The organism is Pontixanthobacter luteolus, from assembly GCF_947494915.1.
In the GTDB taxonomy this organism is placed as follows: Bacteria; Pseudomonadota; Alphaproteobacteria; order Sphingomonadales; family Sphingomonadaceae; genus Pontixanthobacter; species Pontixanthobacter luteolus.
Window position 1 is genome coordinate 13571 of the sequence record NZ_CANLWR010000001.1, and the last position, 25528, is coordinate 39098.

Consider the following 25528-nt stretch of genomic DNA (forward strand, 5'->3'; position numbering starts at 1 on the left):
GTATTCCCTCCCTTGTCCAGCCTTAGAACGGGCCGGTACATTTCTGATCATTCGCTTGCGGCACAATTCCGGCGATTTCCATCTCGAACTCGTATGCGGATGAAGATTCCAGTGTGAAACCGGCCAGTTCGCCGTCCGACAAGCAGCTCAGCGGTATCTGCATTGTCCGCCAGCCAAGGTTCGCCGCGAGTGCGACGGTCGATGTCAGGTCGATCGCATCGTCGCATCCTTCGCATTGCGGCTTCAGCAGCAATTGCCCCTGCGGCCGTGCGCCGACCTTGTAGGTCAGGTTGAGTGCGCCAGCTTCAGGCAACGCCTGCTGTTTCCAGTCGAAAACGACCGTTCCCGGCGCGCTCCATGTAATCCGGCGCGCATCTTCCTGAGCATCCTTATCGAAGGCTGCGATGCTAACTGCATTTTCCGGGCTTTTGCCGACCAGGTTGGTCAAGTCCGCTTGCCCGCCTCTATCGGCTGCGCTGGCGGTGATTGCCTGGTTGAGGCCGCGTTCGAAAATGCGCAGTCCATTTGAGAAGTCCTGATTCAGCAACGCGCATTCAAGATCGAGCGCCGGCAAGGCGGGTGAAGCGGCATAGCTGCCGCCTTGTCCGAATTCGAACAGGTTGCCGCTGTTGGGGGCGCAGTTTGACGGCCAGCCAAAGGCGAGCTTTCCGGTAAAGTCATAGCGCGGCGACCCGTCAGTGTTTCCGACCAGGACATCGGCGATGCCGGCGCCCTCGGTCCCGGGGAGCCATGCGGCAACAAACGCGTCGGCAAGCGATATCTCGCGGTTCACCCATAGCGGTCTGCCGGACAGGAATACGGCGACAGTAGGGACGCCGCGTTCCTTGTATTCGCGCAGCAGTTCCAGCCCCTCTTCATCGCGGAAGGCCAGATCTTCGCGGTCGCCCACGAATTCGGCATAAGGTTCTTCGCCAAACACGACGATTGCTGCATCGGGCTTTGCGCCTGCCGCAGAATCGGAGACTAGCCGGGCAGTGCCGCCGGCCTCCGCCATCGCCTTCGCCAGTCCGGCAAAGATCGAAGTCGCGCCGGGGAAATCGCTGTTGGTCAGTTCGCCGCCGCCCTGCCAGGTGATCGACCAGCCGCCCGATTGAATGGCAATTGAGTCCGCGCCCGCCCCGGCAACTTCGATCGCCGCGTTCGGTTTCAGCGGCAGGACACCGTTATTCTTCAGCAGTACAAGCGATTTTCGCACGGCTTCGCGGGCGACGGCGCGGTGCGCATCAGCCCCGATCACCGAATAATCACCGGCAAGGCTGCGTTCCGAAGGCCTGGGTCTGCTGAACAGGCCGTAATTCTGTTTGACCTTGAGAATGCGGATAACCGCTTCATCGAGGCGTTCCATCGGAATGGTGCCATCGTTCACTTGCGACAGGAGCGACTGGTAAAGACCCTTCCAGTCTTCCGGAACCATGAAGATGTCGAGCCCGGCCATCAGCGATTGCGGGCAATCGGTATTCGTGCAGCCGTCCAGTTCCCCGTGACCGTTCCAGTCACCAACCACGAGCCCGCCAAAGCCGAGCTCGCCGCGAAGAACATCGGTCAGCAAACGCTTGCTGCCGTGCATCTTTTCTCCGTTAACGGAGGAGAATGATGCCATGACCGTTTGTGCGCCTGCGCCGATTGCCGGCTTGTAAGGTGCAAGGTGCACGCTGCGCAGGAATTCATCGGAACCGGCAGTATTACCGCGATCGATGCCGCCCGTCCCGCCGTCGCCGTAGAAATGCTTGGCAGTCGCGATTACCCGCGTCTGGTCGAGAAAACCCTCGCTTCCAGGCCGGCCTTGCAGACCCCAAATGGTGCTTTCGCCCAGTTTGCTGACCAACTGCGGATCTTCAGAGAAACTCTCATAGGTGCGGCCCCAGCGATCGTCAGTTGCGACCGCCAGTGTCGGGGCAAACGTCCAGTCGATTCCAGTTGCGGCGATTTCAGCTGCCGTCGCCTCGCCGATCCGCTCCATCAGCTCTGCATCGCGCGTCGCGCCAAGGGCAATATTGTGCGGGAAGATCGTTGCGCCGGGAATGTTGCTGTGACCATGCACTGCATCGGTGGCCCATAGTGCGGGGACCGCCGGTTCACCGTTCGCAAGCGGCGCGGAAGAAGCCTCCCAGACAGCGTCGGCCAGCGCCAGCCATTCAGGCGCCGGCGCCAGATCATCGCCGCCGGGCCCGCTATTGCCGCCATTCAGGATCGATCCGAAGCGATAGGTGCGCACATCGTCCGGCGTAATCGTTGAAATGTCGGGCATGATAAGCTGCGCGACTTTCCGTTCGACCGACATCGCCTGAACTATCTGTTCTGCAGACATTGCGGAAAGCGGCACCGCCGATTGTTCGGCGGCTGGCGGCGCATCGGACGCGGCGCTCTGCACCGGCCCCGTATTGCTGCAAGCCGAAAGGGCGACTGCCCCTGCAAGTGTAAGAAATCGCACCCTCATCCCATCCTCTTTAACGTACTGACGCCGTGTTCTTTGAAACCGTCTGGCGCATTGTGTGAACGTTCTCAAAAAGGGGTTTTACAGAGGCGAGATTCAAAAGCAAGCGGCTATCTGGGGCGGGGCAGACTGGCGAGCAGGAACGCGGCCAGCAGGGCTAGGCCGGCAAGCAGGTAAAACAGTCCGGAAAATCCGAACACCGGAACGAGTGCAATCGCCATCCACGGCACAATCAGCGAAGGGCCGGTATTGGTCAGGTTGAAAATCCCCAGATCACGCCCGCGCGTTTGCGGTTTCGGCAAAACGCGCAGTGTCTGCCCGGTGTGCAGCGAGAGGAATACGGATGTTGCTATGCCGAACAGCACATAACCGGCAATGGCAGTTTCGAGGCTGAACGATAGCGCCATAGCGACCAGTCCTGCACTGCCGAGCGCGGCGGTCACGGGCAGGGGCAGGATGGGCCGCCCGGTCCTGTCGGCCCACCGGCCGGTCCACAATGCGACCGGTATCGATGCGATGAGAATCACGCTGAAGATGCGCGCAACCGAACTGTCGGTCATCGATCCATCGACCGAACGGAACCAGAAATACAGATAGGCAAACAGCGCGGCTTCGGAAATCTGGATCAGCAGCCGCGCGAGCCACATCCTGACCACGACAGAGCGGGCGGTTTCGGTGGTCTGGATCAGTTTTTCATCGCTCGCGGTGGGCCGGTTGAGTTCGGGAAACTCAGTCGGGGCACCAAACAGGATTGCCGGCAATACGCATGCCGCAACGATCACCGCCACGATGACCAACCGTGCATCGGGCCCAGCCAGTCCGGGATAGGTCACAATTGCTGCGGCAAGTGCACCTGCAGCTGGCGAAAATGCCAGTAACCCGCCCAATATGCCCTTCTGCCCGTCGGGCACACAGTCACCCGCCCATGCGGCAAGCGGAGCCAGCATCATGTTCAGGAAAACCTGCCACAGCACGATCAGGCCGATCAGCGTTTCCATATCGCGCGCGTGGGACATGGACACCAGCACTGCGCTGGACAGCCCCAGACCGGCGAGCATCCATGATTTCCGGTTGCGGGTGGCATCGCTGAACCAGCCGAACGCGATGTTGGCGATGCTTGCGGCTACCGCCCCGGCAAAGGCGCAATAGGCGAGCCATTCGACATCCGCAGAACCGACCAGCGAGGTTACCTGCATAGGCAGCAGGATCGTTAAAAAAGGGACGTAAGCGATCGCCCCTCCGGCTGCCGCAAGCGCGTAGAGGATCAGGAACCGCGGCGACTGGAAGCGGGGGCGGTCCACCCGTTAGTTGCTGTTGGCAGCCGACCGGTCTGCTGCCGGTCCGGTGGAATCGCGCTCGATCAGTTCTGCCGGGATCACCGTGGGGGCATCGGGCAGGTCTTCGCCGCGTTTGGCGGAGATGATCAGTTCGACCGCACGCGATGATGTGGCGGCGATGGGCTGGTCGATTGCAGTGATCGGCGGCTGCGCGAACCGGGTTGCCGGAGTGTTGTCGAAACTGATGATCGAAAGGTCAGCGGGGACACCGAGGCCAAGTTCCTTCGCAACTTTCAGCACAGCCAGAGCCATTTGATCATTGCTGGCGATGATCGCGGTGGGGCGGGCTGGCTGATCCAGCAATTTACGCGCCGCTTCTAGACCGGACTTGAAAGTGAAATTGCCTTCCGCGCATAGTCCGTCGGTGGGAAGACCGGCGTTATCCATCGCCCCGCGCCACCCGTCTTCGCGCCATTTGCTCAGGAGGTATTCTGCCGATCCGGTGATGAAACCGATCTTTTTGTGCCCAAGCCGCACCAAATGGTTTGTTGCCAGATGCGCTGCGCCTTCATCGCCCATGATCAGCGGTATTCCGCCGCCCGCGCCTTCCGAACCGATCTGGGCGAATGGAATATTGTGCTCGCGCAGAACGCCGGTGATCAGCGGATTGTCGGAATGGGGCGGGGTCAGGATCACACCGTCTGGTTGCAGCGCGGCAATCGCGGCCTGAAGTTCGCGCTCGACATGATCATTGTGCGTGTCGACCAGTTCGAAAATCAGGCGATAGCCGTATTCGGCGCATTTCAGCATGCCACCATACAGCATCTGGTCGACCCAGTCCGAACCCTGACGCGAACGCCAGTCTTCGATTGTCCGCTCGCGGTCGTTCAGCGCAAGAATCAGGTATGACCGCGACCCGCTCATCCGCTGTGCCGCGATCGAGGGGATGTAACCCAGCTTGTCGATTGATGCCTGCACACGCTCCTTCATCTGGGGCCGCACATTGGCTTCGTTATTGATGACACGGCTGACGGTTTGCAGGGAAACGCCCGCATCCGCAGCTACGTGTTTGATCGTTACCGACTGACGTCGCCGCGCCATGTCATTCCTCCGCTGCTTGGGAACACGTGCCTTCCACGCCAGGGGAGGCATCACATTCCCATACGCGCACCCAGTCAATTTCGAAGCGTTTTGGAAAATCGCTCTCCGACACGCCGCCGACGCCCCTTCTTTCCGGCAGTCCGCCGCCAATCGCAAGGTTCAATATCAAATGAAAGGGCTTGTCGAAGGGGGCGTTCGCTTTATCCGAATTGGCGCTCCACCAGCTTTCCGCTTCCTTCACCGCGAATACCGCCCCGTCAAAAGTCCATTCGATCCGGCCCGGCGTCCACACAATGCCATAGGTGTGAAATCCGTCCAGCACGGCGGGCGCGTGCATTTCGGAACTGTTGAGGGAATTGTTCGGCCACAGTCCGCCGAAGTGCAGCGTGCCCAGGATGGTGTCTTCCCTGCCGTCCGGACATTCGGCGCATTCCACACCGAGATTGACGGCTTCCATGATGTCGATTTCGCCCGATGCGGCCCACGAACCATAGGCGCTGTCTTCTGGCAGCATCCAGATGGCGGGCCAGGTTCCCTGACCCTGCGGCAATTTCGCTCGCACTTCGATCCGGCCATATTGCCATGCGGCCTTGCCCCGGGTTGCGAGCCGCGCCGATGTGAACGGCTTTGTCGCCAGCGCGTCGGGATCTTCCATCGAACCCCGGATATGCGGTGGATATGCAGGGCCAGTATGCTCCTGCTTGCGGGCCGTGATCACCAGCTTGCCGTCTTCGATCGAGGCATTTGCCGGATCATCCACATAGCATTGGCGCTCTTCATTTCCGCCGCCCCAGCAATCCACATCGAACGCCCAATTGCCGCGGTCGATCGCTACGCCGTCGAATTCGTCCGACCAGACCATTTGCCAGCCGCTTTCGTCCCCGGGAATGCGCGCGGTGGAGCGGTCAGGCAGTTGGACGGACGAGATCACTTCGCTCTTCTGCGGCCCGGCCGCACTGCAGGCGGCTAATGAAGCACCGAGGATTCCCGCGGCGAGACAGGTCAGTTTGTTGTTCATCAGACGGGCATCCCTTAAATTCGCTGCAAATGGAAGCGGGCCCCAGTCATCAAGACAGGGGCCCGCAGGATAGATCACAACATTGGCAGGATTTTTAAAAGTCGAAACGTGCCAGGAAGGTGAAGCGGCGGTCGTTCCGGAACGCCGAACGGGTTACGCGGGTACCGTCAAAGTCGACCACCTGCGTGGTTTCCGTAACTTCGTCGAGCAGGTTAACGCCCTGGATGCCCAGTTTGATGTTGTCGGTCACCGAATAGAAGATCGACGCGTCAAGCTGCCCGGTAGATTCCTGCCAGATTGGCGAGAACGGGAAGATATCGTCACGCGGGGTGATCAGGAAGTCGGAGCGCCAGTTGTATGCCGCACGCAATGCCAGTGAACCCTTCTCGTAGAAGACCGTGGCATTGATCGTGTGTTCGGACAGTCCGGCCACTGGCTGCGCCCCGGTAAAGGCACCGCCGCCGAGTTCGTTGATGCCCGTCGTTACAGAGGACTGACCAACTGCTGCGAGGTTCGGGTTCGAGAAGTCCCCGCCGTCGACGTAGGTATAAGTCAACTGCGTGCCCAGACCGCTGAGCAATCCTGGCAGGAAGTCATACGTCTGCTGATAGGCAAGTTCGAAGCCCTTCAGATCGCCGCCCTGGTCGTTGACCGGGCCTTTGACCTGAACATCGGTCGATGCACCGCTTGGGCTGGTGTAGTTCACCACTTCAAAGCCGTCATTAACGATGCCCTGAATATCTTTCAGGAAGACCGAGAATGTCAGCGAGCCCACTTCGTCGAAATACCATTCCGCCGAGAGGTCGTAGTTCCACGACGTGATCGGCTTCAGGTTGCGGTTGCCTGTCTCCAGGGCAAACAGCGGGCCTGACTCCAAATTGTTTGCCGCATTCAGAGCAACAGTGTTGTCACTGATGCCGCCACCCGCGCGGAACAATTGCAGGTCAGGGCGCGAGATGCCCTTGGAAACTGCTGCACGGAACAGCAGGCCGCCGCCGACATCAAGCTTTGCATTGAAGCTGGGCAGCCAGTTGTCGAAGCGGATCTTGCGGCTATCGTCGAGGATTTCACCGGTGAAGGCAGCGGCAAATTCAGCCAATCTTGCATCGGACAATTGACAGATACCGACGAGGCTTACCGGGACCACAGCGTTCGGGTTGCTTGGATCGGGGCAGCCGACAGTCAGTTCTGAAACCTGGACAACGCCGTCGCCGTTTCCGCCGCCAACCTGAACGCCATTTTCGATCACAGGCGTGTCGAAACGGCCCGCGTCAGGGAAGCCGATCCGGCCGCCGCTGGTGACGGAAGTTTCAACATAGCGAAGACCGAAATTGCCGACCAAGCTCATGCCGTTGTCAAAATCGTGTCCAAAATCGACCCGGGCATAGGCTGCCTTGGTAGTCTCGGAAACGGTCGAAACTTCGCCGGGGCAATAGACGCCTTCGATGTCACACGGGATAACTTCACCGGTGAGTTCGTCGACCCGGGTCCGGCCGTTCACGCCATAGTTGAAGCGTTCTGGCGACTGGCCGAAGGTCTGAATTTCGTCGAATTGCTGGTCAGTGATTCCATCCAGATATTCGCCGAGGAAATCGTCACCGCCGAAGAACCAGCCGGCACCGTTTTCAATCGGCAGCGGGGTGTTGCCGCGCTGGAAACCGTCATTGAAGGGTGCGCGGTACTGCGAATAATCAGGGAATTCGTCGGTGAAGGCACCGCCTGCAATGGCGAAGTCCTGGCCCGGAAGGCCGGTGAACCAGCGCCCCGGAACGAAGCCGCCGGTTGCTGCGCAGCCAGGGCCATCATTCCATGGCGCACAGCCCGCACGGCCAGCCCACGGAGCGGACAGATTGCCCCATGTGCTGAAGTTCGTGTTGCGCGTAGTACGGTCACGTTCTGCCCAGCGTGCGCCGAAACGTGCCTGGCGGAAAAAGCCGTCATCGCTGATGTCGTATTCGGCATCGAAGCGCAGGCTGTCGAGATCGCCTTCGTTCTTCTCACGGCTGTCGAGGCCGAACCAGTAATAGGTGCTTTCACCCGAGGAGAAATAATCCGCTGGTGAGCCCGGAGGCGCGAGGAACTGCACGCTCGGCGTTTTGCCGGACAGGTCGAGGTCGATATTGGCAAAGGTGCTGAGTGCACCGAACACCGAATCCCGGCTGAGCTTGGAATCGATATGCTGTGCTTCGAAGTTGAAGCGCAGGCGATCGGTCGCCTCGAATTTCAGATCGAGCGAGAAGTCTTCGGTTACCGATTTTGCGCTGCGCAGGAAGCGGAGCGAGTCAATCGGAATGCCGCCGCGACCGAACGGGGTTGCGTAGGCATCGCCGAAACGCTGGGTCAGTACGCCGCTTTCGAACACGCCGTTTTCGTCGAACTGCCAGGTGCTGCCATCTGCCGGTGTCGGGAACAGCAGTTCGTCGTCCACACGGGCGATCAGGGCAAATTCTTCGGTGTCGAAATTGGTTTCGGAACGAAGCCATTCAACAGTCGCAAGGAACCGGCCATCGGCGCTTTCATACTGGCCGACCGCAGAGAACGCTTCGCGGTCACGATCAAGATCGGTCGTGCGAACGCCTGCGCCCTTGGGCACGACCAGCGAGCCTGCTGGCGGGAAATTGGCTTCATCGAAGTTCGGATCACCGACAAAGCCGCCCGATCCGACAGTCAGTGCACGAAGGCACGGCCCATCGAATGTGTCAGCGCGGTAGCAAGGGTCTGCGACTTGCGATGCGTCGGTGCGGCTCTTCAGTTCCGAGTAGGCATAGCCGAGCTGAAGGCCGAAGGAACCACCGTCTGTATTCCAGCTGTTCGAGATCAGTCCGGAAAACTCTGGCGACCATTCTTCGCGAAGGTCGCCGTAATTGGCGCCGATCGTTCCCGCGACCTTGAGGCCGTTTGTATCCAGCGGCTTGCGGGTAACCAGATTGACCGTACCGGCAATCGCGCCTTCGACCATGTCTGCAGTGACGTTCTTGAACACTTCGACGCGGCCCAGAAGTTCCGGCGAAATGTCGTTGAAGCTGAGAACGCGGCCACCCGTGGCGGAGAAAATCTCGCGGCCATTCAGTTCCGACCGGACATAGGGGAGGCCGCGGATGATGACGCCGGTGCCTTCGACCGAGAAACGGTCAGGGTCAGTGGTTTTTTCGAAACGGCCGATATTGACACCAGGTACGCGCTGCAAAGCCTCTGCGACCGAACGGTCAGGGAGAGCGCCAATGTCTTCTGCACTAATGGCATCGACAAAAGTGTCTGCGTCGCGCTTGACCGTTTGCGCTGTTCCAAGCGATGCACGGTAGCCGCTGACGACAATGACGGTATCGTCATCCGCCTGAGCCGTTGCTTCTGCTTCGTCAGCTGGAGCGGTGTCCTGCGCCATGGCAGTTCCGGTCATCGCCAGAGTCATGGCGAGCGAAGATGCAGTCCCCAACGCAAAATTACGCAAGGTGGAATTCTTCCGGTCGATCAGGATTTCGCTAGACAATTTTCTCTCCCCAAATGTCATTGCGACGCAATTCATGCGCTCTTGTGGCAGTATGACTAGGCTCAAATGTGAGCGTTCACAAGTAATAAAATGAACGTTCACAAGCGGGCATTCGAATGCTAACACTCAAGCGTTTCTGCGGACTTGCAGCCTGTCCAGACACGGCGCTTTGGATTTCAGTGCTCCGGGTGTTGTGCAATTGCAACAGCGAGGTGGCCGTCACCTTGCCGTCTGCTAGATCATGGATAGAGCCATCGATTCGCAGAAGCGGACCGGCATTGAGGGCGATTGGGAGAGGGACTGGAAATGGCGATCAAACGGATCGTAATCGTTGGCGGCGGAACAGCAGGCTGGATGGCCGCTGCTGCGCTTTCGCGGCTCAAGACCGGACATGATCTGGATATCGTCCTGATCGAATCCGAGGCCATCGGGACAGTAGGCGTCGGCGAGGCCACGATCCCGCCATTTGTCGAATTCAACCAGTTGATCGGCGTCGACGAGCAGGATTTGCTCGCTGCATCGCAAGGGTCGTTCAAGCTCGGCATCCAGTTCGAGAACTGGGGCAGGAAGGGCGACAGCTACATCCACCCGTTCGGTGCATATGGTTACCAAATGGGCGGCATCGCCTTTCACCAGGTGTGGCACAAGTTTCGCGGTGATGGCGACAAGCGCCCTATCCAGGTCTTCAACGTCGAAACCATGGCTGCCTATTTCGGCAAGTTCGCGCGCAGTGCCGATTTCCAGCGCGACGATGTCCCGCCCATTAATTATGCCTATCACCTTGATGCAGGGCGCTATGCCGCGCTGCTGCGGCGGGTTTCGGAAGGGCGCGGCGTGGTCCGCAAGGAAGGCCGGATCGGCGACGTAAAGCTGGACGGCGAAACGGGCCATGTCGCCTCTGTCGTTATGGAAAGCGGCGAAGACGTGTCCGGCGACCTCTTCATCGACTGTTCGGGTTTCCGCGGATTGCTGATCGAGCAGGCGCTGGAAACAGGGTACGAAGAATGGGCCCACTGGCTGCCTTGCAACCGGGCGGTTGCGCTGCCTTGCGGCCGTGACGACGGGGCCCCGCCGCCGCCTTTCACGAAGGCAACGGCGCATGATGCGGGTTGGCAGTGGCAGGTTCCGCTGCAGCACCGCAACGGCAATGGGCACGTCTATTGCAGCGATTATATGAGCGATGATCAGGCGCTCGATATTCTGGTCGGCAATCTGGCGGGCAAGCCTGCCGCCGATCCCAATTTCCTTCGGTTCGTGACCGGCCGGCGCAAGAAGTTCTGGAACAAGAACGTGATCGCTCTGGGCCTGTCAGCCGGATTTATGGAGCCGCTTGAATCCACATCGATCCACCTGATCCATACCGGGATCAACAAAATGATGGCGCTGCTTTCGCTGGACGGGATCAGCCAGACGCAGGAAGATTCCTTCAACCGTCTGACTGCGAAGGAATATGCGCGTATTCGCGACTTCCTGATCCTGCATTACAACGCGACGGAACGCGACGACACCGAGTTCTGGAATTATTGCCGCACGATGGACGTGCCTGACTCGCTGACGGAGAAGGTCGAGCTCTTCCGCCTGAATGGCCAGATTTTCCGCGAGGAAGACGAACTGTTCACGGAAACCAGCTGGGCTGCGGTGATGATGGGGCAGCGCATCGGCATGGGCGGCAACAATGCCATCGCCAACACTCTGGATGTTGCAGACACGCGCAAGGAACTCGACGAAATGGAAAAGTCGATCAAATTCCTGGTCCAGAAAATGCCTGGCCACGGCGAATACCTGCAACGCTATTGCCCCGCGCCCGCCTGATCACTGCGGCAGAAAGCAGGGGGAGGGCTTGCATTCGCCTGAACGCCGAGCAATGACCGCGGCGAATGGGTGTGGAGAGAACATGACACGTACCGCGAGCCGTCACCGCGTGACGTCGTTCGACGTTGCCGAGAAAGCCGGTGTGAGCCAGTCGACCGTGTCGCGCGCCCTTGCGGGTTCCAGCGCGATAACGGAACCAACGCGGGCGAAAGTCATGCAAGCAGCCGAAGAACTCGGCTATGTGGTTGACGAACGGGCTGCGCGGCTGCGCCGGGGTAAAACCGGCACTATCGCGGTAGTGGTCATTGGTCGGCCCGACGAAGCGGCAAGCGATGTGAACCCGTTCTATTTCTCGCTGCTCGGCAGTGTGTGCGCGGCGGCAGCAGCGCAGGGGTATGAAACACTCGTTTCGTTCCAGTCCGAGGCAGAGCAAATATTCGGCCGGTATGAAGAACGCGGCCAGGCGGATGCGGTTATCGTGATCGGCACGACGATCAACGAGGCGGCCTGGGAATATTTTCACGATCTTGCCGGTGATGGCCGGGCTGTCGCTTTCTGGGGCTCTCCGTTCGATGATCTCGAATGGGTGCGGTCGGACAATTACGAAGGCGGCATGCTTGCGACACGCGAATTGATCAATGCCGGGTGCCGCAAGATTGTCCATATCGGGGCGATAGATTCGCCCCAGCAGCAATTCCGCGAGCGATACGAGGGATACTTGGCCGCGATGAAGGAAAGCGGGCTTGAACCGGTCCTGCAGTCGGTCGACGACACGCTGGAACGCGAAGATCAGGGCCGCCGCGCTGCTTCGCTGCTGGCCGATAGCGATACCGAATTCGACGCGTTGTTTATCGCCTGCGATTCCATCGCGCTTGGCGCGCTGGATGAATTGAATGATCGAGGCATCTCGGTTCCGGGTGACTGCTCGCTGATCGGTTTCGACGGCATCCGGGCCGGTCAGCACAGCAACCCGCCGCTAACCTCGATCGAACCCGATTTCGACGTAGCCGGTGCAATGCTGGTGCGCACCGCACTGGGTGAAGACCAGGCGGCCGAACGCCGCGTGCCGGTGCGTCTCGTCCATCGCAGCAGCGTTCGCCGCGGCTGAATTCGGCCTTTCGCCGTCAGCCCTTAACGGTCAGCTTCATTTCCGCCTGCGGCATCCCGAAAATGCCCATCACCGGGTGCGGTTCATAGGCCGCCTCGAGCCGCTTGATCTCGTCTTTGGACAACGAAACGTCGAGCGCCGCAACCGCATCTTCGATATGTTTAGGCTTCGTCGCGCCGATGATCGGGCTGGTGACCTCTGGTTTGTGCAGCACCCATGCCAGCGCGATCTGGGCCATGGGCAGCCCGCGTTCCTTCGCAAGAGCCTCCACCGCCTCCACAACCTTGCGGTCGTTTTCCTGCCTACGCGCATACAGCGCCTTGCCGACCAGGTCGCTTTCGCTGCGATTGGTGGTGCTGTCCCACGGCCGGGTCAGCTTGCCGCGCGCCATCGGGCTCCACGGCATCACCGCAGTTCCCCTGTCGGCGCACAGGGGCAGCATTTCTCGCTCCTCCTCGCGGTAGATCAGGTTCACGTAATTCTGCATCGAAACGAACTGCTTCAGCCCCGCCTGTTCGGCAATGTGCAGCATTTTCTGGAACTGCCAGGCGTACATGGATGACGCTCCGACATAGCGGACCTTGCCAGAACGGACGATTGCGTCGAGCGTCTCGACAATCTCTTCCATCGGTGTGTTCGGGTCCAGCCGGTGGATCTGATAAAGATCGATGTAGTCGGTCCCCAGCCGGCGCAGGCTGTCATCCACTGCATGCATCAGCGCCTTGGCAGACAGGCCGCCAGTGTTGGGTGCCTGACGCCAGCGGAAGAACCCCTTGGTCGCGATAACCACTTCATCGCGGTTGGCCATTTCCTTCAGCAGTTTGCCGACATATTCTTCCGACGTGCCGCCAGAATAGGCATTGGCGGTGTCGAAGAAATTGATCCCGGCTTCCAGCGCCTGCCGGATGAATGGGCGCGAACTGTCCAGATCCATCGCCCAGTCATGCCCTTCGGCCGCTGCATCGCCAAAGCTCATGCAGCCGAGGCACAGGCGTGAAACGGTAAGGCCGGTGTTTCCGAACTGGACGTATTTCATGGTGGTCTCTCTCTAGATTGTTCGCACAGCCTAGCACGCGGTGCCAGACATCCAAGCGCATTGAATCGGACTTGCGGATATAACAATATCTTTATATGCGCTGATCCATGCAGATTGAAACGACCATGCGCGCGCTTGCCGATCCGACCAGACTACGGGTGATGCGGCTGCTATCCGCGATGGAGCTTGCAGTCGGTGAACTGGCGCAGGTCCTGGGTCAGAGTCAGCCGCGCGTTTCACGCCACGTTGCGATTCTGTGCGATGCTGGCCTGGCGGAACGTCACCGGGAAGGCAGCTGGGTGTTCTTGCGCGCAGCGGTCGGCAATGAACGCGGCAATCCGGTGGGCGAAGCGGTGTCGCGCCTGCTGGCCACGGCGGAGCGGGAAGACCCGGATTTCGCTGCGGTGTGTGCGGACGACAGGCGCCAGCTTTCCAGCATACGCGGCGCGCGCGAGTTGAACGCTGCCAACTATTTCGCCAAACATGCCGATGACTGGGACGAATTGCGGCAATTGCACAGCCCCGACAAATTGGTCGAGGATAGCCTGGTCGAGGCGCTGGGCACTCATTCGCTGGGCCAATTGCTGGATATCGGAACCGGCAGCGGCCGCATGGCTGAACTGTTTGCACCCAATGCGGACCATATCGTAGCGCTCGACAAGAGCCTCGACATGCTGCGTGTTGCCCGTGCGAAGCTGCAAAACCTGCCCGCCGACGCGGTGGAACTGGTGCAGGGCGATTTTGTATCTCTGCCGTTTGCAGCGCACCGTTTCGATACCATCCTGCTGCATCAGGTGCTTCATTTCGCGCAGGATCCGGCTGCCGCATTGGCGGAAGCGGCGCGTGTCACCCGCCCCGCCGGGCGCATCGCGATCGTCGATTTCGCTGCGCATGACCGCGAGGAATTGCGTGACCGTCATGCCCATGCGCGGCTTGGTTTCACCGACAAGGCCATTCGCGAATTGCTGAAAGAGGCAGGCTTTACGCCGGCCAAGCCGATCTCCCTCGACGAGGGCGAGCTTACCGTGAAGATCTGGCTCGGTACCCGCCAGGGCGGGCCTTCCTCTACCGATCTGCAAAAGGTTGCCTCATGACCGACACGCTCGATCCAATCCACGAGGCGCAGACCGCTGCCGACACCCCTCTGTTTTCAGGGTTGCCGGGAGATATCGAGGCGTCGTTCGAATTCTTTCCGCCCAAGACCGAAAAGATGGAGATCAAGCTGTGGGACGCGGTGCAGGAACTTGCCCCGCTTGAACCGAGCTTTGTTTCCGTAACCTATGGTGCTGGCGGCTCCACCCGCGAGCGGACGCATAACACCGTTGCCCGGATCATCCGCGAGGCTCACCTTCCCGCAGCAGCGCACCTGACCTGCGTCGCCGCGAGCAAGGATGAAATTCGCGAGGTTGCAGAACAATATTGGGAAGCCGGCGTTCGCCATATCGTTGCCTTGCGCGGCGATGCGGGCGAGCCAGGTGCGCCGTTCGAACCGCATCCGGAAGGATATCGGAACGCGGCCGAACTGGTGGCCGGACTGAAGGGTATTGCAGACTTTGAAATTTCGGTCGCTGCCTATCCAGAAACCCACCCCGATGCCGACTGTCCGCAGGCTGATCTCGACAACCTCAAGCGCAAGTTGGATGCCGGCGCAACCCGCGCCATCAGCCAGTTCTTCTTCTCCGCCGACACGTTCTTCCGGTTTCGCGACGAAGCGGCGAAAAACGGTATCGATGCGCCGATCTTGCCGGGCATATTGCCGGTGACCAACGTGGCCCAGGCGCGCAAGTTCGCCGGTGCGTGCGGCGCCGAAATTCCCCAATGGATGGACGGCCTGTTCGAAGGGCTTGATGAACGGCCAGCTGCCCGGCAACTGGTCGCGGCGACCGTCGCGGCGGAACTGTGCCGCAGGCTGTACGCTGGCGGCGTACGCAATTTTCACTTCTACACGCTGAACCGTGCGGACCTCGCCTATGCGATCTGCCACATGCTCGGCATGCGTCCGAAAGGAGATGTCCGATGACACCGCGTGAAAGCCTGAAGGCACAGGCCGCAGAACGTATCCTGATTTTCGACGGTGCGTTCGGAACCCAGATTCAGAACCGCAAGCTGGATGAGAGCGATTATGCTGGCGATCTGGGGCTGAAGGCCGACCAGAAGGGCAATAACGATATCCTCGCGCTGACCCGCCCCGATGTGATCGGCGACATCACCCGCGCCTATCTCGATTCCGGGGCCGACGTCGTCTCCACCAACACGTTTTCAGCCAACCGGATCAGCCAGGCCGATTACGCGGCAGAGCATCTTGTCCGGGACATCAATCTGGCATCGGCCAAGATCGCGCGCGAACTGGCCGATGAGTATGCACGGCGAGATGGCAGACCCCGTTTCGTAGCGGGTGCGATCGGGCCGACCAACAAGACGCTATCGCTTTCGCCGGATGTCGAAGACCCCGGTTTCCGCGAGATCGATTTCGACTTTCTGACAGAGGTGTATCACGAACAGGCCGCCGCATTGGTGGAAGGCGGGGCGGATTTCATCCTGATCGAGACAATCTTCGACACGCTGAACGCCAAGGCCGGCATCATGGCGGTCAAGCAGCTGGAGCGGGAACTTGGCCGCGATGTGCCGATCATGCTGTCCATGACGCTCACCGATCTTTCCGGACGGAACCTGTCGGGTCACACGGTGGAGGCATTCTGGTATGCGGTGCGCCATGCGAACCCGGTCACGATTGGTCTCAACTGCAGCTTCGGCGCGGAACAGCTGCGCCCGCATGTTCAAATGTTGAGCAAGATCGCTGATACGCTCATCCTCGCCTATCCCAATGCCGGGCTGCCCAATGAACTGGGCGAATATGATGAAGCCCCGGCCACCACGGCATCGCTGGTGCAGGAATGGGCGGAGCATGGACAGGCCAATATTCTGGGCGGATGCTGCGGCTCCACCCCGGATCACATCGCTGAAATAGCCAAGGCGGTGCAGGGTCTTTCCCCGCGAAGAATCCCCCGGCGCGACACGCAGATGCAACTTGCCGGCCTCGAACCCTTTACGATTGCAGCGTAAACGATGGACATGAATATTTTTGCCGACGTTGTTCAGGTTGTGACCGCGATCGGGGCGCTTTTTGTCGCAGGTTGGTCATTTCTTACTTCGAGAAAAATGGCCAGCATCCAGAGAACACATAATCACCAGAGCTTTCGCCCAATCCCCTATCTTCGACAGGGAAATTTCAAGAGTGGATTTTCCCTTGAACTGGCAAACGAGGGGGTGGGGCCGCTCATAATCGACAGAGTAATGGTAAGGCTTGCTGCCGAAAACCTGAACGTCCCGGATTTTGTCTCGCTGCTCGAGCCTGAAAAGGATCCGGTTTTTTGGGATCGATACGCCCAAAAGCTAAAGGGTCGGACGGTCCCACCCCAGAAAGCCATCACCTTGCTGTCTTTGTTCAATGAAGGACGGGAAAACGATCCGGAATATGATGCCCAATTTAATGCGGTATCCAAAGCCGCGAGAACCAGATTGTCGAAAACGCTATTCCGTCTTGAATATAGCGACATCTACGGAAACCCTTTCACATACCATGTCGCGCTGGACTGGATGGCACCGGAAAATGCCGGCTTGGTCGATCAAGGCGCGCTCGAAGCGGATCGCGACGAGCTTGGCAGCGACATAAGAACAAAGACCGCTTCAGTCGTACAGCCCCGTGACAAAGCCTAGATATATGAACGACACCTCAACAGCCCGCTTCGTTAATATCGGCGAACGCACCAATGTGACCGGATCGGCCCGTTTCAAGAAGCTGATCATGGCCGACGATTACGATGCGGCAGTCGAAGTTGCCCGCCAGCAGGTGGAGAACGGCGCGCAGGTGATCGACGTCAACATGGATGAAGGGCTGCTCGATGCTGTCCATGCCATGACGACGTTTCTGAAACTGATCGCCGCGGAACCCGATATTGCCCGCGTTCCGGTGATGATCGACAGTTCCAAATGGAACGTGATCGAGGCAGGTCTGAAATGCGTTTCGGGCAAGCCGATCGTCAATTCAATTTCCATGAAAGAGGGGGAGGACCAGTTCCTCGAACAAGCCCGCAAATGCATGGATTATGGCGCCGCCGTGGTGGTGATGGCCTTCGATGAAGCGGGTCAGGCTGACACCAAGGCGCGCAAGGTCGAGATATGCAAACGCGCCTATGATTTGCTGACCGGGATCGGTTTCCCGGCAGAAGACATTATCTTCGATCCGAACGTCTTCGCGGTCGCCACAGGGATTGAGGAACACGACCGTTACGGGCTGGATTTCATAGAGGCGGTGCGCGAAATCAAGGCCGCCTGTCCGCTTGCCAAGACCAGCGGCGGCCTGTCCAACCTGTCGTTCAGTTTCCGCGGGAACGAGACTGTTCGACGCGCGATGCACTCCGTCTTTCTGTATCACGCGATACCGGCGGGCCTCGACATGGCCATCGTAAATGCGGGTCAGCTGGATGTTTACGACCAGATCGATCCGGTGCTGCGCGAGGCGTGCGAAGATGTGATCCTGATGCGCGACGTTGCCGGAGGCGAAGAGACCGCGACAGAACGGCTGATCAACCTTGCGGAAAGCTACAAGGGCAAGAGCAAGGAAGATGAAAAGGCGACTGCCGAATGGCGGGGGTGGCCGGTCGCAAAGCGGCTGGAGCACGCACTGGTCAAAGGCATCGATGCCGATATCGTAGCCGACACAGAGGAAATGCGTGCCGCGACGCAAGCCGCTGGCGGGCGCCCGATCGAAGTTATCGAAGGCCCGCTGATGGACGGCATGAACGTGGTCGGCGACCTGTTCGGCAGCGGCAAGATGTTCTTGCCCCAGGTTGTTAAATCCGCCCGCGTTATGAAAAAGGCGGTGGCGCACCTGATCCCCTATATCGAGGCGGAAAAGGCGGATGGCGCAAAAGCCAAGGGCAAGATCGTAATGGCGACCGTCAAGGGCGACGTGCACGATATCGGCAAGAACATCGTCGGCGTCGTTCTGCAATGCAACGGTTATGAAGTGATCGACCTCGGCGTGATGGTTCCGTGGTCGAAAATCATCGAGACTGCGAAATCCGAAGGTGCGGACATGATTGGATTGTCCGGTCTGATCACCCCGTCGCTGGATGAAATGGTGACGGTTGCGGAAGAAATGCAGCGCGCCGGAATGGACATACCGCTGCTGATCGGCGGCGCGACCACCAGCAAGGTTCACACGGCGCTGCGGATTGATGAGGCGTATGACGGTCCGGTGATCCACGTGCTCGATGCCAGCCGCGCGGTCGGTGTGGCCAGCAAGCTGTTGTCCGACACGCTGCGCGATGATTTCGTAACCGAAACGGCTGCGGAATATGAACGGGTGCGCGATGTGCGTGCAGGCAAGGGTCAGAGTGAGCTGCTCAGCATCGAGGATGCGCGCGCGAATTACTACGACGCCTATCTCAGCGACAAGGCCGCTCCGCCGCTGCAGCCCGGAGTTCACGTGTTCGATGACTGGTCGCTCGAGGATTTGCGCGGCTGCATCGACTGGACCCCGTTCTTCCGCGCGTGGGAATTGCACGGCACCTATCCCGCGATCCTGCAGGATGACGTGGTCGGCGAAAGCGCCCGCTCGCTGTGGGACGATGCGCAGGCGATGCTCGAGCAGATCATTAGCGATAAATGGCTGACGGCCAGGGGCGTATGCGGTTTCTGGCCCTGCGCGCGCGATGGCGACGACGTGACCATTCACCGGGTAAACCGGGAGGAACACGTGGTCCTGCCGTTCCTGCGCCAGCAAGTGAAGAAAAGCCGTGACCGGGCAAATATGTGTCTTGCCGATTTTATCGATCCGGCGGGCGACTGGATCGGCGGTTTCGCGGTCGGCATCCACGGGATCGAGAGCCACCTTGCCCGCTTCAGGGCCGACAATGACGACTATTCGGACATTCTGCTGAAGGCGCTGGCAGACCGGTTTGCTGAGGCATTCGCAGAGCGGCTTCACCAGCATGTCCGCACCGATCTGTGGGGTTATGCGCCGGGCGAACAGCTGACCAACGAAGCGCTGATCAAGGAAAAGTATCGCGGCATCCGTCCGGCACCCGGATATCCCGCATGCCCCGATCACAGCCTGAAACCGATCCTGTTCGACCTGCTCGATGCGCCGGAAAATGCAGGCCTGACTCTGACGGAAAGCTTTGCCATGTGGCCGACAGCCGCCGTCAGCGGGTTCTATTTCGGACACCCGGAAAGCCAGTATTTCGGCGTTGCCCGGATTGGACGTGATCAGTTGGAGGAATACGCGCAGCGTCGCGGCGTGGATTTGCAGACGGCAGAGCGCTGGCTACGCCCCAATCTCGACTGATGACGCTTCCCGCCGGACGACTGGTGTGGATTGGCGGGCTGGTGCTGCTGACCTGCTATGCTGCTTTGTGGGCCGTGGTTCCTACGGGGCCGGCATGGCCTGAAGTGTTGTTTGCCCTGCCGATTGTCGGTGTGATCGGTGCAATCATCGCCAACACCTCGGGCACTGGCGGCGGGGTTGTATTCGTACCGGTGTTCAATGCGCTGAGCGATCATGGCGTGATGCAAATCGATCCGCTGCGGGTGACCGCTGTTTCGATGATGATCCAGGCATTCGGCATGACCATGGGCGCGCTGCGCTGGACCGACCGTCTGTTGCATCAGCCCCGGCCGCTCGACAACGAAGCCGCCGTTCGCCCGCGCGATTACTGGTTACTGGCGGTGCTTGTGCTGGGGTTGTCCCTGCCCGCGATGCTGGCGGTGCAGCGGCTTGCCGTGTTCGATCCGCAAATGGTGCTGCTGGGGTATAAGGGTTTTTCAATCGTACTGGGACTGGCGCTGATTGCGGCCACATGGACCATCAACCGCGATTTGCCGGAGCGCGGCAGTCTGGCACCGATCGATCTCGCGGTATTGCTGATGATTGCGGTGCCCGGCGGCGCGATTACTGCGCTGTTTTCGGTCGGAATTGGCGAACTTGTCGCGTTCTACCTGTTCCTGCGGCACTATCCGGTGTTGCTGTGCGTCGGAACAGCGTGCGTGATTTCGTCGGTCAGCATGATTGCGGGCAGCGTCTGGCATATCCAGCAAGGTACGCTGATCTGGGAGGTCGCGCTGCTCGCCATACCCGGTGCGGTGCTGGGCGGGTTTCTGGCCCGGCCAATTGCCATCCGGCTGGGCGCACGGCGACTGAAAACACTGGGCGGTGCGTGGATCCTGCTTTCGGCGTGCTATTTATTGTGGCTCAATTGGCGCTGAAGCGCTTCTTGGGATTGACGCACGCACGGGGTTGAGCGAATGCCGACCGGTCGCCGGGCGTCTACCGATTCCCGGCCATTACGCGGGAGAGACCGCCGGCTATCGGACTTGCTCCGTGGCTGTCGGCACCGAAGGAGCAACCGCCCCGGAAACTCTCAGGTACCAGGGACCGCGTATTGGCAGACACTCTGGAAAGCGTCTCATGCAAATGGGGCCACCGAAGGGGTAAGCGTTGGGCCGAGTTATTGGCCTGCGTAAAAACTCTCAGGTCTTCCCGACAGAGGGGGTGCAGGAACGACGCCTTGTTTTGAGGCGTATGCACTCGTGTCAGGAATTTTTGATGAGCGAAGATACCGAAATCCATCCAGACGACATGCCGGAAGAGCAAGTGCTCCCGCTGGATGCCTGGCACCGCGAGCAGGGCGGCCGGATGGTGCCGTTTGCCGGTTACGAAATGCCGATCCAGTACGAAGGCATCGTGGCCGAACACGAGTGGACCCGTGGTTCGACCAGCCTGTTCGACGTAAGCCATATGGGCCAGCTTTCGGTCGAAGGTCCGGACGGCGATATGACCGCCGCCGCACAAGCGCTTGAGGCGCTGCTGCCGGGCGATATTTCCAGCCTTGGCGAAGGGCGGATGCGCTATTCGCTGCTGATCAATGAAGAAGGCGGCATTCTGGACGATCTGATCGTGACCAATGCCGGTTCGCACTATGCCCTGGTCGTCAACGGTGCGTGCAAATGGGACGACATCGCCCATCTGCGCGAACATTTGCCGGACGAGATTACGCTGACCCACTATCAGGATCAGGCCCTGCTGGCGCTGCAAGGGCCGAAGGCGGGCGCGGTGCTGGATGAATTGATTCCGGGCACGGGGAAGCTGGTGTTCATGACCGCCGGAATGTTTGAATGGAACGGCATTCCGCTTTGGGTCAGCCGCGCAGGCTATACCGGCGAAGACGGGTTCGAAATCTCCATTCCTGCGGACCATGCCGGAGCGTTGGCCAATGCGCTTGTGGCAGACGAACGGGTTAAGCCGGCCGGTCTAGGCGCGCGCGACAGCCTGCGGCTTGAGGCCGGGCTGCCGCTATACGGACATGATCTGGACGATGTGACCGATCCGGTATCTGCGGGCCTGCTGTTCGCGCTGACCAAATCGCGTCGGGAAAGCGGCGGCTGGATGGGTCATGGACCGGTTGCCGAGAAACTGGCTGGCGGCACGCAGAGCAAGCGGGTCGGCCTGAAAATCGATGGCCGGCTCCCCGCGCGCGAGGGTTCGCTGGTGTTCGTCGGCGATACAGAGGTTGGCCGCGTGACCAGTGGCGGATTTTCGCCCACGCTGGGTCACCCGATTGCGATGGCATACATCCAGAAAGAACATGCCAGCAAAGATACCGCGTTGCAGGTGGAGGTTCGCGGCAAGCGTCTCGATGCCACCGTGACGCCGATGCCCTTCGTTCCGCAGAATTATTACCGAGGAGAATGAACCGATGGCCCGTTACTTCACCGATGAGCATGAATGGATCGACGTAGAAGGCGATACCGCCACCGTCGGCATTACCGATTACGCACAGGAACAGCTGGGCGATATCGTATTCGTGGAACTGCCCGAAGTGGGTGCCATGGTCGACAAGGGCGGCGATGCGGCTGTCGTTGAATCGGTGAAGGCTGCCAGCGATGTGTACGCGCCGATTACCGGCGAAGTGGTTGAAGGCAACCCGGCGCTGGAAGAAGATCCCGCGCTGGTCAACACTTCGCCCGAAGAAGACGGCTGGTTCTTCAAAATGACGATTGGCGACAAGTCAGAGCTGGAAGGCCTGATGGATGCCAAGGCATACCAGGCTTTCGTCGACGGACTTTAAGCACCGACCCTTCGCAGGCGCGGAGGAAGAAGGATTTTTGCAATGCGCTATCTGCCACTGACCGACACTGACCGTTCGGCAATGCTTGAAACTATCGGTGCCGCTTCGGTCGACGATCTGTTCGTCGATGTACCCGAAGTGGCGCGGCTCGACGGGCCTATTCGCGACCTGCCGATGCACGCCAGCGAAATGGCGGTTGAAAAGCATATGCGCGGCCTGTCGAAGCAGAATCTGGCGGCGGCAGATGCAGCCTTCTTCCTCGGTGCGGGCGCATATCGACACCATGTTCCGGCCAGCGTCGATCACATCATCCAGCGCGGCGAATTCCTGACAGCTTACACACCGTACCAGCCCGAAATCGCGCAAGGCACGCTTCAGATGCTGTTCGAGTTTCAGAGCCAGGTCGCGCGTCTTTATGGCTGCGCGGTGGCCAATGCCTCGATGTATGACGGATCGACCGCGTGCTGGGAAGCGGTCGCGATGGCGGGGCGCGTCACCAGGCGCAAGCGGGTGGTAATGTCGGGCGCGCTGCACCCGCATTATGCCGAAGTCGTCAAGACAATGGCCAAGTTCACCGAAGATGTGATCGCGGACGCGAAGCCTGCAATCCAGGCGGAGCCGGACAATGACGGGCTGATTTCCCGGATCGACGATGAAACGTCCTGCGTCGTGGTGCAGTATCCCGATATCCTGGGCCGTCTGCCCAATCTGGAGGAAATTGCCGAGGCAGCCCATGCCAAGGGCGCGCTGTTGATTGCAGTCAACACGGAACCGGTAGCGCTGGGCGCGATCAAGTCACCCGGCGAACTGGGCGCCGATATCGTCGTTGGCGAAGGCCAGTCGATCGGTGTCGGTCTACAATTCGGCGGGCCGTATCTTGGCCTGTTCGCAGTGCGCGACAAGAAACATGTCCGCCAGATGCCGGGCCGGCTGTGCGGCGAAACCGTGGATGCAGATGGCAAGCGCGGCTTTGTCCTGACCCTGTCGACGCGCGAACAGCATATTCGCCGCGAGAAGGCGACTTCCAACATCTGCACCAATTCGGGCCTGTGCGCGCTGGCGTTCAGCGTCCACATGACCCTGCTCGGCGAGAAGGGGCTGCGCCAACTGGCGGCGGAAAATCACCGTCTGGCGTGCATTGCCGCTGACAAGCTGTCTGCGGTGCCGGGCGTGACATTGCTGAACAACAGCTTCTTCAACGAGTTCACTCTCCTGCTGGACGGCGATGCGCGGCAGATTGTGCGCGACCTGTCGCAGCAGAACATCCTGGCCGGTGTTTCGCTGGCCCGGCTCTATCCTGACGTAGAGGAATTTTCGGGCGGGTTGCTGGTCGCGCTGACCGAAACGACGACAGAGGAAGATATTGAAACACTCTGCTCCGCTCTGAAGGAGAAACTGTCATGAACGCCCCGAACAAGAGCGGATGGAAGCCAACCTCACCGGCACAGGGTGCGCCCAAACATGGCGGCCCTGCCACCACCACCGGCAATTATGCGCTGATGCTGGAGGAGGACCTGATCTTCGATATCGGCACGTCCGACACGACCGGAGTCGATCTGCCCGATGCGGTTATTGGCGAAGGTAACCGGCTGGCGGGCATGATCCGTGATGACGCGATCGACCTGCCCGGCCTGTCTGAACCGGAGGCGGTGCGTCACTACACCCGCCTCAGTCGCCAGAATTACGGGATCGATCTAGGGTTCTTCCCGCTCGGTTCGTGCACCATGAAACACAACCCGCGGCTCAACGAAAAAGTCGCCCGGATGCCGGGTTTCGCTGACGTCCATCCCCTGCAACCAGTCGATACGGTGCGCGGAGCGTTGGGCGTGATCAATGAACTGGCCCATTGGCTGATTAAGCTGACCGGCATGCATGGCGTGGCGATGAGCCCCAAGGCGGGCGCGCATGGCGAGCTGTGCGGTATTCTCTGCATTCGCGCCGCTCTGGAAGCCCGCGGCGATGCGCGTGAAGTCGTTCTTGTGCCGGAAAGTGCGCATGGCACCAATCCGGCCACCGCTGCCTTTGCCGGTTATCGCGTAGAGAACATCCCTGCCACATCTGGTGGCCGCGTTGATCTGGAAGCGCTGAAAACACGGTTGGGACCCGACGTTGCAGCGGTGATGATCACCAACCCCAACACCTGCGGCCTGTTCGAGCCCGATATGCGCGCCATTTCGGATGCGGTGCATGAGGCTGGCGGTTTCGTCTATTGCGATGGCGCGAACTTCAACGCGATTGTTGGCCGTGTGCGTCCGGGCGATCTCGGCGTTGATGCGATGCATATCAATCTGCACAAGACATTCTCCACCCCGCATGGTGGTGGCGGTCCGGGTTCAGGCCCCGTTGTCCTGTCCGAAGCGCTCAGCCCGTTCGGCCCGCTGCCTTATACAGCGCGCACAGCAGACGGCGTTGTGCATCTGGTCGAGGAGGAAGATGCCGAATCTTTCGCCAAGGAACATTTCGGCGGACCCCTCCAGCACTTTGGCCGGATGACCGCGTTCCACGGCCAGATGGGTATGTATACGCGCGCTCTGACTTACATGCTCAGCCATGGCGCAGACGGTTTGAAGCAGGTATCCGAAGATGCCGTGCTTAACGCCAATTACATCCTGCGCGCGATGGAGGATGTGTTGCACGCACCCTATGCCCACAGCGGGCCGTGCATGCATGAGGCGCTGTTCGGGGATAAGGGTTTTGCCGAAGGTATTTCGACGCTGGACCTTGCGAAGGGGCTGATTGACGAAGGGTATCATCCGATGACGATGTATTTCCCGCTGGTCGTCCACGGCGCGATGCTGGTCGAACCGACCGAGACTGAAAGCAAGGCTACCATTGACCAGTTCATCACCGCATTTCGCAGTGTGGCGGAACGGGCAAAGGCTGGCGATGACAGTCTGAAAACCGCGCCGCATTACGCGCCGCGCAGCAGGCTGGATGAAACGATGGCCGCGCGCAAGCCGCTGCTCAGCTACACCGGGTTGGACGCAGAGTAATACAGGAGCTGGGCGGGCTGCGCTCCTACCGCGCGCCTGCCGCTTTTTTACAAGCGGATCGCTCTGGCTTAGGCTACCACTCTGTCAGTCCGGCGTAAGGTCCAGACTGG

Annotated in this window: 18 protein-coding genes and 1 riboswitch; of the genes, 12 read left to right on the plus strand and 6 right to left on the minus strand. The window is 60.0% G+C overall.

The genetic code is table 11. The annotated features are described in order from the left end of the window. Positions 1-22 precede the first annotated feature (22 nt). The 5 genes from PO778_RS00040 to PO778_RS00060 all read right to left on the minus strand — a co-directional run bounded on the left by PO778_RS00040 (position 23) and on the right by PO778_RS00060 (position 9338). On the minus strand, positions 23-2458 hold the full coding sequence (locus PO778_RS00040; protein ID WP_271438148.1) for a glycoside hydrolase family 3 protein: 2436 nt from the start codon (positions 2456-2458) through the stop codon (positions 23-25). A 107-nt stretch (positions 2459-2565) separates the two neighbouring features. Then, a complete protein-coding gene (locus tag PO778_RS00045; RefSeq protein ID WP_271438149.1) occupies positions 2566-3756 on the minus strand; it encodes an MFS transporter in 1191 nt (396 codons plus the stop codon). Between the two features lie 3 nt (positions 3757-3759). Beyond that, a complete protein-coding gene (locus PO778_RS00050; protein ID WP_160729099.1) occupies positions 3760-4833 on the minus strand; it encodes a LacI family DNA-binding transcriptional regulator in 1074 nt (357 codons plus the stop codon). 1 nt (position 4834) lies between these two features. Continuing rightward, positions 4835-5851 carry a glycoside hydrolase family 16 protein gene (locus PO778_RS00055; protein WP_271438150.1) on the minus strand — a complete coding sequence of 339 codons (1017 nt, stop codon included), beginning with the start codon at positions 5849-5851 and terminating at the stop codon, positions 4835-4837. Between the two features lie 94 nt (positions 5852-5945). Then, positions 5946-9338: a TonB-dependent receptor gene (locus tag PO778_RS00060; protein WP_271438151.1), complete on the minus strand. Its 3393-nt coding sequence runs from the start codon at positions 9336-9338 to the stop codon at positions 5946-5948. Between the two features lie 306 nt (positions 9339-9644). Between PO778_RS00060 and PO778_RS00065 the strand changes: the two genes are divergently transcribed. Beyond that, a complete protein-coding gene (locus PO778_RS00065; RefSeq protein WP_271438152.1) occupies positions 9645-11150 on the plus strand; it encodes a tryptophan halogenase family protein in 1506 nt (501 codons plus the stop codon). A gap of 82 nt (positions 11151-11232) precedes the next feature. After that, on the plus strand, positions 11233-12258 hold the full coding sequence (locus tag PO778_RS00070; protein ID WP_271438153.1) for a LacI family DNA-binding transcriptional regulator: 1026 nt from the start codon (positions 11233-11235) through the stop codon (positions 12256-12258). A 16-nt stretch (positions 12259-12274) separates the two neighbouring features. On the opposite strand, the gene PO778_RS00075 is transcribed toward PO778_RS00070, so the two are convergent. Next, on the minus strand, positions 12275-13294 hold the full coding sequence (locus PO778_RS00075; protein WP_271438154.1) for an aldo/keto reductase: 1020 nt from the start codon (positions 13292-13294) through the stop codon (positions 12275-12277). A gap of 107 nt (positions 13295-13401) precedes the next feature. Between PO778_RS00075 and PO778_RS00080 the strand changes: the two genes are divergently transcribed. The 10 genes from PO778_RS00080 to gcvPB all read left to right on the plus strand — a co-directional run bounded on the left by PO778_RS00080 (position 13402) and on the right by gcvPB (position 25418). Further along, on the plus strand, positions 13402-14388 hold the full coding sequence (locus PO778_RS00080) for an ArsR/SmtB family transcription factor (RefSeq protein ID WP_160729105.1): 987 nt from the start codon (positions 13402-13404) through the stop codon (positions 14386-14388). Continuing rightward, a complete protein-coding gene (gene metF / locus PO778_RS00085) occupies positions 14385-15314 on the plus strand; it encodes a methylenetetrahydrofolate reductase [NAD(P)H] (RefSeq protein WP_271438155.1) in 930 nt (309 codons plus the stop codon). Before PO778_RS00080 ends, metF begins: the two co-directional genes overlap by 4 nt. Beyond that, the gene (locus PO778_RS00090) at positions 15311-16357 is read left to right on the plus strand and encodes a homocysteine S-methyltransferase family protein (protein WP_271438156.1); all 1047 of its coding nucleotides are present in this window, start codon (positions 15311-15313) and stop codon (positions 16355-16357) included. Before metF ends, PO778_RS00090 begins: the two co-directional genes overlap by 4 nt. Positions 16358-16360: 3 nt before the next feature. Then, entirely contained in the window at positions 16361-17011 is a 651-nt protein-coding gene (locus PO778_RS00095; protein ID WP_271438157.1) for a hypothetical protein, read from the plus strand. Positions 17012-17015: 4 nt separating this feature from the next. Further along, positions 17016-19646: a methionine synthase gene (gene metH, locus PO778_RS00100; protein WP_271438158.1), complete on the plus strand. Its 2631-nt coding sequence runs from the start codon at positions 17016-17018 to the stop codon at positions 19644-19646. Beyond that, positions 19646-20563 carry a sulfite exporter TauE/SafE family protein gene (locus PO778_RS00105; protein WP_271438159.1) on the plus strand — a complete coding sequence of 306 codons (918 nt, stop codon included), beginning with the start codon at positions 19646-19648 and terminating at the stop codon, positions 20561-20563. Before metH ends, PO778_RS00105 begins: the two co-directional genes overlap by 1 nt. 73 nt (positions 20564-20636) lie before the next feature. Further along, positions 20637-20745: riboswitch (glycine riboswitch) on the plus strand. A 158-nt stretch (positions 20746-20903) separates the two neighbouring features. Next, entirely contained in the window at positions 20904-22049 is a 1146-nt protein-coding gene (gene gcvT, locus PO778_RS00110) for a glycine cleavage system aminomethyltransferase GcvT (RefSeq protein WP_271438160.1), read from the plus strand. Between the two features lie 4 nt (positions 22050-22053). Then, positions 22054-22425, plus strand: coding sequence for a glycine cleavage system protein GcvH (gene gcvH / locus PO778_RS00115; RefSeq protein WP_160729111.1), 372 nt, complete (start codon positions 22054-22056; stop codon positions 22423-22425). A 42-nt stretch (positions 22426-22467) separates the two neighbouring features. Next, entirely contained in the window at positions 22468-23829 is a 1362-nt protein-coding gene (gcvPA, locus tag PO778_RS00120) for an aminomethyl-transferring glycine dehydrogenase subunit GcvPA (RefSeq protein ID WP_160729112.1), read from the plus strand. Continuing rightward, positions 23826-25418, plus strand: coding sequence for an aminomethyl-transferring glycine dehydrogenase subunit GcvPB (gcvPB, locus tag PO778_RS00125; RefSeq protein WP_160729113.1), 1593 nt, complete (start codon positions 23826-23828; stop codon positions 25416-25418). The genes gcvPA and gcvPB overlap by 4 nt, the downstream gene beginning before the upstream one ends. Positions 25419-25528: the final 110 nt, after the last annotated feature.

What these genes read in the sequence shown, in the direction of transcription:
- gcvPA (WP_160729112.1), top strand. Translation starts at nt 22,468, where the DNA reads ATGCGCTATCTGCCACTGACCGACACTGACCGTTCGGCAATGCTTGAA.
- gcvH (WP_160729111.1), top strand. Translation starts at nt 22,054, where the DNA reads ATGGCCCGTTACTTCACCGATGAGCATGAATGGATCGACGTAGAAGGC.
- gcvT (WP_271438160.1), top strand. Translation starts at nt 20,904, where the DNA reads ATGAGCGAAGATACCGAAATCCATCCAGACGACATGCCGGAAGAGCAA.
- PO778_RS00070 (WP_271438153.1), top strand. Translation starts at nt 11,233, where the DNA reads ATGACACGTACCGCGAGCCGTCACCGCGTGACGTCGTTCGACGTTGCC.
- PO778_RS00055 (WP_271438150.1), bottom strand. Translation starts at nt 5,851, where the DNA reads ATGAACAACAAACTGACCTGTCTCGCCGCGGGAATCCTCGGTGCTTCA.
- PO778_RS00095 (WP_271438157.1), top strand. Translation starts at nt 16,361, where the DNA reads ATGGACATGAATATTTTTGCCGACGTTGTTCAGGTTGTGACCGCGATC.
- gcvPB (WP_160729113.1), top strand. Translation starts at nt 23,826, where the DNA reads ATGAACGCCCCGAACAAGAGCGGATGGAAGCCAACCTCACCGGCACAG.
- PO778_RS00065 (WP_271438152.1), top strand. Translation starts at nt 9,645, where the DNA reads ATGGCGATCAAACGGATCGTAATCGTTGGCGGCGGAACAGCAGGCTGG.
- PO778_RS00090 (WP_271438156.1), top strand. Translation starts at nt 15,311, where the DNA reads ATGACACCGCGTGAAAGCCTGAAGGCACAGGCCGCAGAACGTATCCTG.
- PO778_RS00075 (WP_271438154.1), bottom strand. Translation starts at nt 13,294, where the DNA reads ATGAAATACGTCCAGTTCGGAAACACCGGCCTTACCGTTTCACGCCTG.
- PO778_RS00050 (WP_160729099.1), bottom strand. Translation starts at nt 4,833, where the DNA reads ATGGCGCGGCGACGTCAGTCGGTAACGATCAAACACGTAGCTGCGGAT.
- PO778_RS00080 (WP_160729105.1), top strand. Translation starts at nt 13,402, where the DNA reads ATGCAGATTGAAACGACCATGCGCGCGCTTGCCGATCCGACCAGACTA.
- PO778_RS00105 (WP_271438159.1), top strand. Translation starts at nt 19,646, where the DNA reads ATGACGCTTCCCGCCGGACGACTGGTGTGGATTGGCGGGCTGGTGCTG.
- metH (WP_271438158.1), top strand. Translation starts at nt 17,016, where the DNA reads ATGAACGACACCTCAACAGCCCGCTTCGTTAATATCGGCGAACGCACC.
- PO778_RS00040 (WP_271438148.1), bottom strand. Translation starts at nt 2,458, where the DNA reads ATGAGGGTGCGATTTCTTACACTTGCAGGGGCAGTCGCCCTTTCGGCT.
- metF (WP_271438155.1), top strand. Translation starts at nt 14,385, where the DNA reads ATGACCGACACGCTCGATCCAATCCACGAGGCGCAGACCGCTGCCGAC.